Genomic DNA, 14,027 nt, shown 5'->3' with positions numbered 1-14,027 from the left:
ACGGACCCCAGGATCTCACCTCGGCAAAACGACTGGCGAACCATTTCCGCCGGGTGTTGTCCGGGCCACGTCGTGCGATATGCCGGGAGTGTCCCCTCTAGCGTGAGCGCATGGCGGACGACGACTCCCCGGAGCCCCCGGGGGCCCGGTCCCCGTGGACCCGGTTCAAGCACAGCCCGTTCTTCCCGGCCACGGTCATCGTGCTGATCATCTCGGCGGGCGCGGGGCTCTTCGCGGGCTCGTACACCTTCGCCTTCGCCAATCCCACCCCGCGCCGGATCCCCGTCGCCGTCGTGATCACCCAGCAGGGCGCCGCCCCGCCGCAGCGCTTCGTCGCCGGGATGGAGAAGGCCCTGGACGCCTCGCTGCGGCTGCACCACGAGCCGTCGTACGGCCGCGCCGCCCGGGCCGTCGAGGAGCAGCAGGTCTTCGGGATCCTGCGCACGCGCGGCCGCGGCGTCGAGCTGGATCTGTCCTCGGCCGCGGGCGCCGGCGTCGCCCAGGTGCTCGCCTCGGCCGGTGCGAAGGTGGGCCGGGCGGTGGGCGTGCCCGTCGCCGTACGGGACCTGAAGCCGCTCCAGCCGGGCGATCCGCGGGGTCTGGCGGTCTTCTACATCTCGCTGGCCGCCGTGATCATGGGCTTTCTCGGCGCCGTCCAGCTGAGCGTCAACGCGGGCGAGCTGAACCCGGCCGAGCGGATCGCCTTCACCGTGGCGTACGCGCTGCTCGGCGGCTTCGTCATCGCCGCGATCGTCGACTGGGGGCTCGGCGCGCTGGACCTCCCCTTCGCCGGGTCCTGGGCGATCCTCGCCCTGACGATGTTCACGTCGGGGATGGTGTTCTCCATGTTCAACGTCCTGTTCGGGCGCTGGGCGCTCATCCCCACCTGGGGGCTGATGGTCCTCCTCGGCAACCCGTCGTCGGGCGGCGCGGTCTCCTGGCCGCTGCTCCCGTCCCTGCTCGGCGCCATCGGCCGCTGGCTGCCGCCGGGCGCCTCGGTCAACGCCCAGCACACCGCCGTCTACTTCGGCGGACACCAGCACGGCTTCCCGTTCCTGGTGCTGGCCGGATGGTCGCTCGTCTCCGTCGTCGTCTTCTGGACCTGGCGCCACCGCCACCCGGGCGGCCGCCCGGGCGCGGCGACCCCGTCCTCTTAGGCCCAGCGGACGCAAAAGATCCCCCTCCTGGCATCAGGAGGGGGATCTTTCATGGAGCGCCGAGCAGGCCTTGCACCTACATCCCTCGTTTGGAGACGAGTATCTTTCCTTAGACGACCGACGCATCAACTTCCGCCCCTCGGGGCGGCGTTGCAAGATCTACATTACCCCATCCGGGGGCCTGCCGCGCAATCCCCGTCACGCCGGGGCGCCGGGACGTCGCGCCGCAGTTCGTCGTTGATGCGCTGGGCTTCTTCGAGCTGATCCTCCAGAGCGACGATGCGGCACGCGGCCTCGACCGGGGTGCCCTGGTCGACGAGCTCTCGGGCGCGGGCGGCGATGCGCAGCTGATGGCGCGAGTAGCGGCGGTGGCCGCCCTCCGAGCGCAGCGGCGCTATCAGACCGGCTTCGCCGATGGCCCGCAGGAAGGCCGGTGTGGTGCCGAGGAGGTCGGCGGCACGGCCCATGGTGTACGCGGGGTAGTCGTCATCGTCGAGTCGGCTGTGCTGCTTGTCTTCGGCCACTGACACCTCATCCGTCATCTCGTCGGTCGCGCGTCGAGGGGCCCTGGCGCCGCATCGGCTCCAGGGCCCCGAGGGGTTCAACACCATTGTCCGCGTACCCGTCTGAGACGACAGGTGTGCGGGGATCGCGGATATCTGACCGGGGACCACCTTCCCTTCCGGGGCGTGCGGTACCCGAGCGGACTCAACTCCTCGCCCGGGGGATCCTGATGCTGTCCGCCTCCTTGTCGTCGGTGTGTCCGCCGCGCCTCACTGGGCGCCGTGACTACGACAGGGAATCTAACTCCGGGACGCGGCCCATGTCTACAGTCGCCACGACAGATTTTCCTGACCGGTCAAGATCGAAGAGCTGGCGTTCCCGGGCCAGGCAAGCGTGCGGAGCGACAGAGCGGGCACAAGAGCCTCTGCAAAGCGGCATATCCGATCCGACCTGGGGTGTACGCGTATGAACGGCACGAAGATCGCCAACACTCGGCCCACGGCCTCGACCGTGGTGCGGGGTGACAGCCCTGGCGGCATTCACCGTGCCCGCGCCGTCACCAAGGCCTTCACCAGGGGGCTCACTCCGCCCCCGGGGTCCGACGCGACCGACGCCATCCTCCTGGTGGTGTCCGAGCTCGTCACCAACGCGCTGCGCCACGGCGGCGGCCGGTACACCCTCGAACTCTCCGCCGGTCCCGACACGGTGACCGTCGCCGTCAGCGACCCGAACCCGGCGGCGCCCCGGGCCCGTCCGCCCGACCTGAACACCGGCACCGGCGGCTTCGGCTGGCACATGGTGCAGCGTCTGGCCCGGGAGGTGACCATCACCCGCGGCCGCGGCAAGACGATCTACGCCACCCTCTCCCGCTGACCCCACACCCCGTCCGGCGCGCAGACGCACAGCGCACACGCAAAAAATCCCTCCCCTGACCTCAGGAGAGGGATCTTTCATGGAGCGCCGAGCAGGCCTTGCACCTACATCTCTCGTTTGGAGACGAGCATCTTTCCTTAGACGACCGACGCATCAACTTCCGCCCCTCGGGGCGGCGTTGCAAGATCTACTCTACCCCATCCCGGCGCCCCCGCCGTCACCCCGCGGCCTCCGCCGCCCGCGCCGGCCGTAACGGGGCGGGGTCCCCGTTCGCCGCGCGATGGTCCTCCACCGCCTCCCGCAGCGCCGTGAGCAGCGCCTCCACCGCGGGGGCCCGTGTCGCCCCGCCCTCAGCAGGGCGTGCAGGCGGCGCGGCGGCCGGCCGCGGAGCGGGCGGGCCACCACCCGCGGGTCGGGCCGCGGCGCAGGGTCAGGCCCTCCGCGACGGCCGCGCCCACGCCGTGGCGACCAGGTCGTGGGCGGTGGCGGGGTCGTTGGTGAGGGCGACGGTACGTGGCTCGAAGCCCGCCCGGGCGCAGGCGGCGGTGAACTCGTCGCGGTCCTCGTCCAGCACCCAGGACTCGTCGGCCAGCGCGCTGAGGGGGATCGTCCGCAGATCCGTCAGCGGGTGGTCGACCGGGAGCGGCACACCATGTCTCTCCCGGAGCGTTGTGGGCCCGCCGGGGCCGCTTTTCCGTCAGCCCCGGACTCCTGCGCGGCCCGTACCCACCCGGGCCGCCCGTACCCCTGCGCCCGTCGCATACCAGGGCGATCACCACACTGGTGGGTTGAGCCGGGCGAAGCCTTCCTGCCGCTGGTAGGGGAAGTACGGGTACGGGGCCGTCCCGGCGCTCGCCGCGTCGAGCTTCGCCACCTGGTCGGGCGTGAGCGCCCAGCCGACGGCGCCGAGGTTCTGGCGGAGCTGCTCCTCGGTGCGGGCGCCGATGATGACGGAGGCGACGGTCGGCCGCCGCAGCAGCCAGTTGAGGGCGATCTGCGGGACGGCCCTGCCGGTCTCCTCGGCGATCTCGTCGAGGGCGTCGACCACGCGGTAGAGGTGGTCGTCGTCGACGGGCGGTCCGTAGTCGGCCGTCCGGTGCAGTCGGCTGTGCTCCGGCAGCGGTGCGCCCCGCCGGACCTTGCCGGTGAGCCGCCCCCAGCCCAACGGGCTCCAGACGAGCGCCCCGAGCCCCTGGTCGAGCCCGAGGGGCATCAGCTCCCATTCGTAGTCGCGGCCGATGAGGGAGTAGTAGACCTGGTGTGCCACGTAGCGCTGGTGGCCGCGCTCGTCGGCGAGGGCGAGCGACTTCATCGCCTGCCAGCCGGAGAAGTTGGAGATCCCGGTGTAACGGACCTTTCCGGCCCGGACGAGATCGTCGAGCGTGGACAGGACTTCCTCGACGGGCGTCCCGGCGTCGAAGGCATGCAGCTGGAACAGGTCGAGGTAGTCGGTGCCGAGCCGCCGCAGGGCGTTCTCGCACGCGGCGATCAGCCGCGAACGGGAGGTCCCGGCGTCCCCCGGCCCGTCGCCCGTCGGCAGGCCGGTCTTGGTGGACACGATCACCCGGTCCCTGCGGCCCTTGATCGCTTCGCCCAGCACCTCCTCGGAGGCGCCGTCGGAGTAGACGTCGGCGGTGTCGAACATCGTGAGCCCCGCGTCGAGGCAGATGTCCACGAGGCGCCGTGCCTCGTGCGCGTCGGTGCTGCCCCAGGCGCCGAACAGCGGCCCCCGGCCGCCGAAGGTGCCCGCTCCGAAGCTCAGCACCGGGACCTGGAGTCCGGATGCGCCCAGCCGTCTGTGTTCCATGACCGACCCCTCTAACGGTTCTGTGGTTCCGTTAAGCTGAACGTAGCAGAGGAAGGCGACTAACGGAACAGGAGTCCCGTTATGGCGGACGGTGGCGGTGACGGTGGCACGGATCCGGGAACGGTCCGCCCGGGCGGACGCACGGCCAGGGTCAGGGCGGCGGTGCTACGGGCGACCGGGGACACCCTGGCCGAGCACGGCTTCGCCCACCTCGACCTCGCGGACATCGCGCGCCGCGCCGAGGTGGGCAAGACGACCGTCTACCGCCGCTGGGGCACCGTGACCGGTCTGGTGGCCGACCTGCTGATGGACATGGCCGAGCAGTCGCTCCCGCGCACCGAGACCGGCTCGCTGCTCGGCGACCTGACGGCCAACGCCCGGCTCGTACGGCGGACCCTGGCCGATCCGCGGCAGGGCGCCCTTTTCAAGGCGGTGATCGCGGCCGCCACCTGCGACCCGAGGACGGCCGAGGCCCTGCACCGCTTCTACGAACTGCGGATCCAGGAGTGGGCGCCCTGCGTCCAGCAGGCCATCGACCGCGGGGAAGTCCCCGAGGGCACCGATCCGTACGAGGTGATCCGGGCCGTCTCCGCGCCCCTCTACTACCGCCTGCTGACCAGCGGCATCCCGCTGGACGAGGCGGCCGCGGACCGCGCCGCCGCGGCCGCGGCCGCGGCGGCGCGGGCGGGGGCGTACGCGTAGCACTGGAGCGCCCCTGCCCGCTGGATGTTGGCAGCGTATGCTCCTATGTACATAACCAACATCGCCTGGAGGGCAGATGTCCGTGACCCAGATCGATATCGACGATGACGCACTGGAACGGGTCATGGCCCTGTCCAAGGTCAGGACCAAGAAGGAAGCGGTCAATCTCGCGCTTCACTTCTATGCCGAGCAGCAGGAGCGGGCGGCACGCATCAGTCGGCACTTCGAGCGTGCGCAGAACTGGGGCGCCGTCGAGGACGCCGAACAGCTTCACCAGGCGGAGAAGCACACCCGGTGATGTACCTGCTCGACACCTCCGGCCTCGTCCGATTGCTTCGCGACCCCAAGCTGCAGTCAGCCTGGTACGACGCGATCGACGCCCAGGTTGTGGCGTCCTGCTATCCACAGCGCGCCGAGTTCCAGTACAGCGCTCGGAACCGCCGCGAGTACGACGAGATCGCGGAGATGTTCACGGACCTGTACCCCGACGCGTCGGTGCCGAAGAACGCAGGCCGCTGGGTCGGTTCTGTACAGCACCGCATGGCCCAAGCCGGCGAGCATCGCAGTGCCTCGGCGGTGGATCTCATCATCGCCGCGACCGCCGCCCACCACGGCCTGACCGTCCTCCACGACGACGCCGACTACCGAGCCGTCGCCCGGCACGCACCTGACCTGCGTGAACACAACGTCCACGATCTGGCCTGAGGCGGGAGTGCGGCCGGGACGCCCGGTCAAAGGGCCTGGGTTTCCGTCTCGGCCTCCTGCGGCGAGTCCTCACGGCCCTTTCGGACGTTGGGGTTGGTCCCCGCCCCACTCGCCGCCCACCGCGATGCCCTGCACGACCCGCAAGGCCACCAGCAGCACCGGGCAGGGCCGCGTAGTGGCGACCTGTCGCTGCGCTGCGGCTGGGACCTCACTCCCTGCGCGCCCAGGAGTAGAGGAACCAGGGCCACAGGAACCAGCCGACGACCCCTGCCACCAGCACGATGAGCGCGATCTTCCATCCCCGCGACATACCACTTCTCCCTCTGACGGCCCGCGGCTTCCGATTCTGTGGCAGCGACTCCGTTTGAAACAGAGTTCCCCCCGGTAACTCCGGGCGCATGCCCGTCAGTGCCGCGTCGCGGCCACCTTGACCCCGAACCCGATCAGCACGACACCGGTCACCCGGTCCAGGACCCGCTGCACGGCGGGCCGTTCGAAGAAGCCACGGGCCTTGGCCAGCAGCATCACGTAGCCGGCGAGATAGACGGCGGTGATCGACGCATGCAGCAGCACCAGGATCGCCATCCCCAGGTGGGGAGAGAGTCCGGCCGGGGCGAGCGTCGGCAGCAGTCCCGTATAGAAGACGGCGATCTTGGGGTTGAAGACATTGCTGACCAGCCCCGTACGCCAGGCGTTCCCCGCCGGAGCGGCCGCTGGTGCCCCGGTCGCATGCCCGCGCCGACTGCGCAGCAACGACTGCACCCCGAGCACGACCAGATACGCGGCCCCCGCCAGCTTCACCACCGTGTACGCCACGGCGGACGCGGCCAGCACGGCCGCCAGCCCGACCAGCGTGAGCACACCCCACACCAGCAGCCCGGTGGTGATCCCGGCGGCCGTCCGCAAGCCGTCCCGCCAGCCGCACGAGACGGCCCGCTTCGTCACCACGGCCATATCCGGCCCGGGAACCACGGTCAGGACGGCGAGCACACCGGCGGCGGCGAAAAACTGGACGAACATGTGTCGCATCATCGCACTGCTCCGGGCCGCTGTACGGCGGCCACCAGCACCACCGTGACGCTGACCAGCAGCGCCCAGGCCCCGAACTTCTCCACCGCCACCGGCTGCCAGCCGTGCATCTGATTCGGGTAGCGCCAGGCCCCCACGTACGTGGCGATGTTTTCGGCCAGCCACAGGAAGAAGCCGATCAGCGCGAACGACAGCGGAAGCGGCATGCGGTAGCGCACGCTCCCCACGGTGAACCGCACCGACGTACCGGCGGTGACCGCCACGAGCAGCACGGCGAGGACCCGTCGGACATCGGGCAGCCAGTGGTGGCTGAAGAAGTTCACATAGACGCCCGCGGCCACCACCGCGGTGGGCCACGGCCGGTAACGCACCAGCTCCAGGTCGTGCAGCCGCCAGGCCCGGCACAAGCGAGCCCGAGTGTGAAGGTCCGCCATCGCCTCCGCCTCCCCGGCAGAGGCCACGCGAACCCGGATGCCATCGTCCATGCACCGTACGACGCCACCCACAGGGCGACCCGGCCCGGTTCCGCCCCGGAGCACCCGTACGCCCCGTCACGCTTCCCTCGTACGTAGGATTTACACACTTTTACGCCTTATTTTCCACTTTGCCTGGTCACGCTCTTCACGGTGCCGGTCCCGTCCAGGGGCCCGTGACGAAAGGAAGACACGCATGCGTGGAAGGCTCGTCATCGCTGCCGGAGCATTGGCCATGGCCCTGACGCCAGGCGCCGCCTGGGCGGCGCACGGCAGCGGCGGCCAGGGGTCCGTTTCCCAGGGAGACCCCCGCCCCGGCGAGGGGGTGCCCGGCTACGAGCTGGTCACCCTGCCCAATGCGAACGTCCCGAACTTCCAGCGGCGCACGGTCTACTGCCCCCACGGCAAGAAGGCCCTCGGCGGCGGCGCCGAGGCCCGCGGCGACACCGCGATCCTCCTCGGCAGCTTCCCCACCGACGACGGAACCGGCTGGATCGGCCTGGGCCGCCAGACCGCCACCGACAACGTGGGCATCAGCGTCTTCGTCATCTGCGCCGACGTCTGACCGCCCCGGCGCGAGCCGCGCATCAGCGCGCACAAAAGGCCCCGACGGACAAAACCGCCAGGGCCTTTTCCGCTGTTCAGCGCCGACGGCCGAGCCCGGCGCCGAACCGCCGACTTCCGCTTTTCAGGCCGAGTAAGGCCGCCGCCGGTACCCGCTTCGCCTGGCTGGGCGGTCCGCCGGCGTCCGCTGCCTCGCTGCCTTCGGGGCTTTCGTCGGCCCGGCGGGTGAACGGCCTCACATGACAAGGGCCTTGCCCCATACCCTGGCAGCGACGAGCTGGACAGAGAGGGGCAAGGCCATGCCATCTGATGTCACTCCGGACCCGATGAACCACCCGTTGGTCTTCGGCCAGCGCATGCAGGTCCTCCGCACACGCCGAGGCATGAGCCGTACCGTCCTCGCAGGTCTGCTCGGCAAGTCCCCGAGCTGGGTGAAGCAGGTGGAGAACGGCACGCTCCACACTCCGGGACTGCCCATGATCTTGCGGGTCGCCGAGGTGCTGCGCGTGCGCAACCTCGGTGAACTCACGGGCGATCAGACCATGCCCGTGGACCTCTTCATCGGCCCCGGCCACGCCAAGCTGCCCGCCGTGCGAGATGCGATCGACGCGTTCCCCTTGGCCACCGACCGCGAGGCGCCGTCGGCCGCACACCTGAGCGCTCGCCTCGCGAGCGCCTGGTCCGCACGCCATTCCGCGCCCAATCACCGCGAGGTGATCGGCGGTCTCCTCCCGGACCTCATCCGGGATGCGCAGCTCGTCGTGCGTCAGGCCGACCGTGCCCCCGAGCGGCGAGCGGCGCAGGCCGTGCTCGCCGAGGTCTACGGCCTGAGCCAGTTCTTCCTCGCCTACCAGCCCGACTCCGCCCTGCTGTGGCGCGCGGCCGAGCGCGGCATGGTGGCCGCTCAGGAGAGCGAGGACCCGCACGCGATCGGCGTCGCCGCCTGGCTCACCGCCCAGGCCCACCGCGACAGCGGGCCCGCCCGTTTCGACGCGGCCGACGCGGTCACCCTCAAGACGCTGCGCTACCTGGACCCGTTGCTGCCGGACGCGTCGGACGACGTACGCGCCATCGCCGGTGCCTTGCAGTTCGAGGCCGGATACACCGCGGCCCGCCGCGGGGACACCGGCATCGCCTGGCGCTACTGGGACACCGCCCGCAAGATGGCCAAGCGGCTGCCCGCCGACTACTTCCACCCGGCGACGTCGTTCTCCCGGGCCGTCATGGGCGCGCACGCGGTCACGGTCGCCGTCGAACTGCACGCGGGCGGGGAGTCCGTACGGCAGGCCGCGAAGGCGGACGCCAGGACGATTCCGTCGCGGCCGCGGCGAGCCCGGCACCGGATCGAGGAGGCCAGGGGCTACCAGTTGGACGGGCAGCCGGAGGCCGCGCTGGCGACGTTGGACAAGGCGTACGAGGCCGCACCGGAGACGATCCGCTACAACGGCTACGCCCGCCGCATCGTCCTGGAAGAGACCGAGTCGAAGTCTCAGGTGCATCGCCGTCGCGCCGCCGAACTCGCGGTGAAGATCGGGGTATTGGCCGCCTGAATGTTCGAGGGGCAGGAATCCTGCCCTACCCCGCTCCCGGCGCTCTTACGGTCGGTCATCACCTGCTCACCGATGATGCCGGGAGACCGCGTGCAGACCCACCCCAGAACACCCACTCCGTGGACGCCGCCGCGCGGCAGCGACGTCGAGATGGTCAGGCCCGTACTGGGACGTCCTGCGTGCCCCCGCTGAGATCGGTGAACGGGCGCTGGAGTTACTCGGCGACGCGTCCGGCGCCGTCATCGCCGACTACGGCCTCATGCACTGGCTCGTCCCAGCGGGCCATGCCCAGCACTGGCGGGATTTGCCGCATGTACAGGCACTCGGTGCGCACGGCGCCGAGGTCACGTACGTCGGCGTGCCGCCCGCGAGCTGGAGGTCTGGTCCGCGCCTGCACTGGCGCGTCCCTGTGGGGCCGGACCGGTACCTCACCGCCCCAGAACGGCTCCGCGAGGCCCTGGCGCGGGCGATTGCCGCTGAGCCTGCCGAGGAGGCGACGGCCCGGTGAGCGTCCAGGTCTGCGCCCGTTGCCAAACGACCACCAGGCAACCAGTCGTGGTCGCGCTCGGGCACGGCGCGAGCGCCGGAGGCGGCACGGTCTACGCCTGCCCCGATTGCGCGCCCACTTTTCCGCAGCAGCGGGCCCCGTTCGACGGCAGCCCCTCGCCTCCTACCACCGCGTCGAGCGCGGCCGATGACGGTCCCGTCCGCCTTGCCGGACTCGCTGACGGTGAGCGCCCGCGAGGCTCGTGGCCGCCGTCTTGATCCGTCGGAGGTTGGCATGAAGATCAGGCCCCTTCGGGGCGTCGAAGAGGACGACGAGCTGTAGCCGGACGGGGACATCCCTCTCCCGCCCTCGCGATCTCCGCGCTCCGAGCCAGGAGCGGCAGGCGCAGGAGCGAGCGGCGGTCGGCACGACGTGGCTGGAAAACGGGCTGGCCTTCCCACCTCGGATAGGGACGCTGCATGAGCCGGGCAACCTTCGGCGGAGCCGGGTCCGGTGCGGAAGCTGCGCCTTCACGATCTGCGCCACACCTGCATCACGCTGCTGCTGGATCTTGGCGTCCCCGCGCACGTTGCGTTGGTGTCAGCCGTAGGCGTCACCGGCAACGAAGAAGCCCCCGGCGAGTGATCTCGTCGGGGGCTTTCTCGGCGGTGGCTGGGGCCGGGGTCGAACCGGCGACCTTCCGCTTTTCAGGCGGGGTGCGCTGACCGCCACGGCCCGTTTCGCCTGGCCCGGCGGTCCGCTGACGTCCGCTGCTGGCGTCGGCGTACGCGCCCGTTGGTGTCACGGCTGGCGTCAGGCGACCGACGTCGGCTGAATCCCGCAGCCCCAACGACTCGCTATTCACGAAGTGCGACTGGGGTACGGGGCTTCATAAGGTCACACAGACGTAGTGCCTCCTCTGGCACGGTGCTCGTCAGACCCCGAGGAACGCGTGCGCCGAGCGTGCCACCAACTCCAGATTGTGTGACCCACTAGAGCCAACGCAACAGCTCCTGCGACGAACCGAATCACGTTCCAAGTCATTCCGACAACCGGACCTTGCCCATCCGCCTCTGTGGTCAGCCGCATGGAGGTCTCGAAAAAGGCTACGAGCGGAACAATCAATCGGAATGGGAGGCCGCCAACGCCTGGCACTCGCGCCAGATTTCCCAAGAGTCCCACAGGTGCTCCAAGGGCGAAAGCTGCTATTCCCCACACGAGAATTCTAGAGGGGAGACCCTCACCAGAGGCGCCAGATTCCAGCCCGGCCGGGGCGGTGGGGCTTGCATCCTTAAATAGGTAGTATGTAACCACGCCGATAGCCAACCCCAAAGACGACAGCAACGCTGACTCAATTTTGGATCGGCGGAAATAGCCCACGAAGAATGCATAACAGGCCCACGACCATCCACCGGAAAATATAAGATTCAGGGCGACGCAAACGCCATTGTTCCATTTTCCGGCGACGGGGCCCAGTATGCCAAGCAGCAAACCCGCCCCGAGGGACCCTGCAAGCGGCGCAACGCGAGTGCGCGGAAAGTGTGCGATTTCTCTTCCCCATTTCCGCTATTGAGTCAGACTTGGAGGTGGCGCCACTCCGAGGCTGCACGGGTGACCGAGTAGCCTCCGAGTGGCGCACCAACCTACCCCACCTGCCGAGGAGTCACCTCTTGACGTGGGTATCAGGATCTACTAGATGCTGTAGTAGGTGTAGCAGGTGTAGGCCAGGCCCGCCGTGGCGTTGGCATTGGAGGTGTCGCCCGCGTCCACCCAACCGCTGGAGTACAAGGTGCCAGCGATTTTCACCGAGGACTTGTGGTCCTTCGTGCGGTGGTAGTAGTTCGAGTAGCAGTACTTACCGCCCGTGGTGGTGTACCAGCCATAACACCAGTTTCCGCCACTGGCATTGACGCAGGCCTCCGACATCGGTCTGACGGAGTCCGCCGAAGCGTCCATTTTGATCTTCACTACACCCCATTCAGAGGGGTTACCCAGCTCTGCGGGCGGCTCCGTGCCGTCACCACGCTTGTGGATGGTGACCTGACCGATCTCGGAACCGTTTGCGGCGACGACAGTGCCGTTCGCGGTAACCGTCGCAGCTTGAGGGCTGTCTGCGGCGGCCGGCGTAGCGAGGCTACCTACTGCGAGCGCCACGCCCGCAAAGCCGAGAGCTATGGATCTACCGGATATCCTCACGATATTCCCCTCCTCAACCCCTCCTGTGGGGGTTCCGCAAAGATTTTCGACTGGGTAATGGTGGCAGTCAACAGCCGCGATGAGAGCTGCCCGAAAAGCACCCCTGCCTGGTTCATGGACCTAATGGGGAAGTTCGCATTCCGTCACGCATTTTGGTGCGCACTGTCCTAGTTTGCCGCTCGACTGTAGTGACCTTGATGTCACTATCTCCACCAGCAGGCGCTGTACTAGATGGCTTGATCTTTTCTTTGTGGAGAAAACGCGCCCGCAGAGTCCAGGTATGCAAGTGCTTCATGGGTGAGATGGCGTAGGTCCCTTGTCTCTTCACGCGCTTCCGCGTGTCGGTTCGGTTGACGAGATAAATCTGATCCATAACTTCCTCGTAGTCCTCCAACGAGCCTCAGGGGCCCACCCAGCGGGGCGCACGTGCCGCAGTGATCCCTTGACCGCATTGCCCCGCCTCCTTAGCTCCCATCCCGTCGCCGTCGTCCCACACACCGTGGAGCGGGCGTGGTTCAGGGCGTCAAGGTGGAGCGCGCTACTGTACGAACGACCTTGACGCCCTGGGCCGCGTCCGCTCGGCTCTGCCTGGGACGACGGCGACGGGATGGGAGCTCCCCGCGCTCGCAACGATGGACCCGCAGGCGCAAACGGTGTCCCCGCCATCCCGGAGCCTGAGCGCCCCCGCCGGAGGCATCAATCCCTAGGGTCAAGCGGCTGATTGCTGTGTGCGCGGTACGGGCACCGGCCGGGCTGGAGCGGGGCGGAGACATGAGCGCAGGCCCGGCCGGGGGCCGGGCCGCGCGCGGTGAGCGGAGCGAGCCGCCTTGAACCCGTAAAGAAGGTTGTAACTCAGTGCTTGCGCTTGGCGCGTTCTTGCTCGGCGATGCTGATGATGGTCTCGGCGCCGTTGATCTGGTGTTGGAGCTTGTTGAGCACGTCGGTGCGGGCTGACTGGATGAGGTGGTCCGTGGTGGGGGCGGTGCCGGTGCTGGTTCCGGTGGGGGTCCAGAACGTCTTGTGGCTGCACTCGCGGATGATGTCCTGGCACGTGCGGATCACCCAGTTCATCGCCACGGTTATCTCGTCGCGGTGGAGCTGGTCCAGGTCCCAGCCGTCGTTGCGCTCGGGGCGATGAGTCATCGATCCGCCTTCTGTTGGGCTACGAGCTGGGCGGTGACGGTGCGGCCGTGCTGGTTGCCGGTGATGTCCACGCGGCAGGCCAGAGCCATGACGATGCTTAATCCGCGGCCGTGGGTGTCGTATGGGTCGGCCTCGGTCGGGTGGGGTTCGGGGCTCCCGCCGGAATCGCTGACGGAGATCGCGACGGTCCGAGGGGACAGCGTCAGCGTGAGGTTGAAGGTGCCGAAGTCCGTGCCGCTGGCGGTGTGGTTGACGGCGTTGCTTCCGAGTTCGCTGACGATCAGCTCGGCGTCGTCCACGCAGGGGTGGCCGCTGAGGATGTCACGGGTCCAGCGGCGGGCGCGAGTGACCTCTTCCCGGAATCCTGGGCACATCAGCCCCCAGACTCGCGGACTACTCATATACTCGTGCATACAAGTTCCTTCGTGCTGGTAGAGGCTATGGATCGTGGGTTAGTGCTAGATGAGTCGCACGCCGTCGTGGGCGCGGACGGCTGGCGGGCTGGCGTTATCGAGCGCGTCCAGGACGCGGATGGCGTACGCCTCGTCGGCAAGCTCGGTGACCTCGTCGCGGGTGACCCAGCGCAGGGCGCGGGTTTCCGCTCCGGTGGTCGGGGCGCCGTCGATGGCTTCGCAGCGGAAGACCATGGAGACGATCAGGCCGGTCATGTTCTTGTAGACGCCGGTGAGGGTCGCGGGAAGCGCGATCTTGATTCCGGTCTCTTCGAGGACTTCCCGTTGCAGGGCGTCCGGGATGGTTTCCTCGCGTTCGAGCACGCCGCCGGGCGGTTCCCACTTACCGTTGTCCCGTCGCTTGATCAGCAACGCACGGCCAGCG

Annotated in this window: 15 protein-coding genes and 2 pseudogenes; 8 read left to right on the top strand and 9 right to left on the bottom strand. The window is 68.9% G+C overall.

Annotated features, from left to right (window positions below):
- The first annotated feature begins 110 nt into the window (after positions 1 to 110).
- Positions 111 to 1,157 (top strand): ABC transporter permease, encoded by a 1,047-nt coding sequence (locus LCH29_RS28440; RefSeq protein WP_446464558.1) that lies wholly within the window; start codon positions 111 to 113, stop codon positions 1,155 to 1,157.
- A gap of 164 nt (positions 1,158 to 1,321) precedes the next feature.
- Here LCH29_RS28440 and LCH29_RS28435 read toward each other — a convergent pair whose 3' ends face one another.
- Entirely contained in the window at positions 1,322 to 1,699 is a 378-nt protein-coding gene (locus LCH29_RS28435; RefSeq protein ID WP_446464557.1) for a MerR family transcriptional regulator, read from the bottom strand.
- A gap of 427 nt (positions 1,700 to 2,126) precedes the next feature.
- Between LCH29_RS28435 and LCH29_RS28430 the strand changes: the two genes are divergently transcribed.
- The gene (locus tag LCH29_RS28430) at positions 2,127 to 2,534 is read left to right on the top strand and encodes an ATP-binding protein (protein WP_446464556.1); all 408 of its coding nucleotides are present in this window, start codon (positions 2,127 to 2,129) and stop codon (positions 2,532 to 2,534) included.
- Between the two features lie 430 nt (positions 2,535 to 2,964).
- Here LCH29_RS28430 and LCH29_RS28425 read toward each other — a convergent pair.
- A pseudogene (locus LCH29_RS28425) lies at positions 2,965 to 3,186 on the bottom strand (LysR substrate-binding domain-containing protein); the annotation flags it as partial.
- A gap of 120 nt (positions 3,187 to 3,306) precedes the next feature.
- Complete coding sequence (locus LCH29_RS28420) at positions 3,307 to 4,341, bottom strand: aldo/keto reductase (protein ID WP_446464555.1); 1,035 nt, start codon at positions 4,339 to 4,341, stop codon at positions 3,307 to 3,309.
- A gap of 81 nt (positions 4,342 to 4,422) precedes the next feature.
- Here LCH29_RS28420 and LCH29_RS28415 point away from each other — a divergent pair, with 81 nt between their 5' ends.
- The 3 genes from LCH29_RS28415 to LCH29_RS28405 all read left to right on the top strand — a co-directional run bounded on the left by LCH29_RS28415 (position 4,423) and on the right by LCH29_RS28405 (position 5,748).
- Positions 4,423 to 5,043: a TetR/AcrR family transcriptional regulator C-terminal ligand-binding domain-containing protein gene (locus tag LCH29_RS28415; protein WP_446464554.1), complete on the top strand. Its 621-nt coding sequence runs from the start codon at positions 4,423 to 4,425 to the stop codon at positions 5,041 to 5,043.
- A gap of 76 nt (positions 5,044 to 5,119) precedes the next feature.
- Positions 5,120 to 5,341 carry a type II toxin-antitoxin system VapB family antitoxin gene (locus tag LCH29_RS28410; RefSeq protein WP_446464553.1) on the top strand — a complete coding sequence of 74 codons (222 nt, stop codon included), beginning with the start codon at positions 5,120 to 5,122 and terminating at the stop codon, positions 5,339 to 5,341.
- Positions 5,338 to 5,748, top strand: coding sequence for a PIN domain-containing protein (locus LCH29_RS28405; RefSeq protein ID WP_446464552.1), 411 nt, complete (start codon positions 5,338 to 5,340; stop codon positions 5,746 to 5,748). Before LCH29_RS28410 ends, LCH29_RS28405 begins: the two co-directional genes overlap by 4 nt.
- Before the next feature lie 405 nt (positions 5,749 to 6,153).
- Here the strand turns inward: LCH29_RS28405 and LCH29_RS28400 are convergent, their stop codons facing one another.
- Positions 6,154 to 6,768, bottom strand: coding sequence for a LysE family translocator (locus LCH29_RS28400; RefSeq protein ID WP_446464551.1), 615 nt, complete (start codon positions 6,766 to 6,768; stop codon positions 6,154 to 6,156).
- 8 nt (positions 6,769 to 6,776) lie between these two features.
- A pseudogene (locus tag LCH29_RS28395) lies at positions 6,777 to 7,184 on the bottom strand (DUF817 family protein); the annotation flags it as partial.
- A gap of 262 nt (positions 7,185 to 7,446) precedes the next feature.
- Between LCH29_RS28395 and LCH29_RS28390 the strand changes: the two are divergent.
- From LCH29_RS28390 to LCH29_RS28380, 3 genes are all read left to right on the top strand, one after another.
- Complete coding sequence (locus LCH29_RS28390; protein ID WP_446464550.1) at positions 7,447 to 7,815, top strand: hypothetical protein; 369 nt, start codon at positions 7,447 to 7,449, stop codon at positions 7,813 to 7,815.
- 298 nt (positions 7,816 to 8,113) lie between these two features.
- Complete coding sequence (locus LCH29_RS28385; protein WP_446464549.1) at positions 8,114 to 9,364, top strand: helix-turn-helix domain-containing protein; 1,251 nt, start codon at positions 8,114 to 8,116, stop codon at positions 9,362 to 9,364.
- Positions 9,365 to 10,364: 1,000 nt separating this feature from the next.
- Complete coding sequence (locus LCH29_RS28380; RefSeq protein WP_446464548.1) at positions 10,365 to 10,496, top strand: hypothetical protein; 132 nt, start codon at positions 10,365 to 10,367, stop codon at positions 10,494 to 10,496.
- Between the two features lie 1,047 nt (positions 10,497 to 11,543).
- On the opposite strand, the gene LCH29_RS28375 is transcribed toward LCH29_RS28380, so the two are convergent.
- From LCH29_RS28375 to LCH29_RS28360, 4 genes are all read right to left on the bottom strand, one after another.
- Positions 11,544 to 12,005 carry a lactococcin 972 family bacteriocin gene (locus LCH29_RS28375; RefSeq protein WP_446464547.1) on the bottom strand — a complete coding sequence of 154 codons (462 nt, stop codon included), beginning with the start codon at positions 12,003 to 12,005 and terminating at the stop codon, positions 11,544 to 11,546.
- An 894-nt stretch (positions 12,006 to 12,899) separates the two neighbouring features.
- Complete coding sequence (locus tag LCH29_RS28370) at positions 12,900 to 13,190, bottom strand: hypothetical protein (protein ID WP_446464546.1); 291 nt, start codon at positions 13,188 to 13,190, stop codon at positions 12,900 to 12,902.
- Positions 13,187 to 13,591, bottom strand: coding sequence for an ATP-binding protein (locus tag LCH29_RS28365; protein WP_446464545.1), 405 nt, complete (start codon positions 13,589 to 13,591; stop codon positions 13,187 to 13,189). The genes LCH29_RS28370 and LCH29_RS28365 overlap by 4 nt, the downstream gene beginning before the upstream one ends.
- 57 nt (positions 13,592 to 13,648) lie before the next feature.
- A partial coding sequence (locus LCH29_RS28360) for an NUDIX hydrolase (protein WP_446464544.1) occupies positions 13,649 to 14,027 on the bottom strand: 379 nt, incomplete at its 5' end.

It is taken from the genome of Streptomyces sp. BRA346 (genome assembly GCF_052851135.1).
Note: the sequence above shows the minus strand (reverse complement) of the source record. Positions and strands in the feature narration are given on the sequence as shown.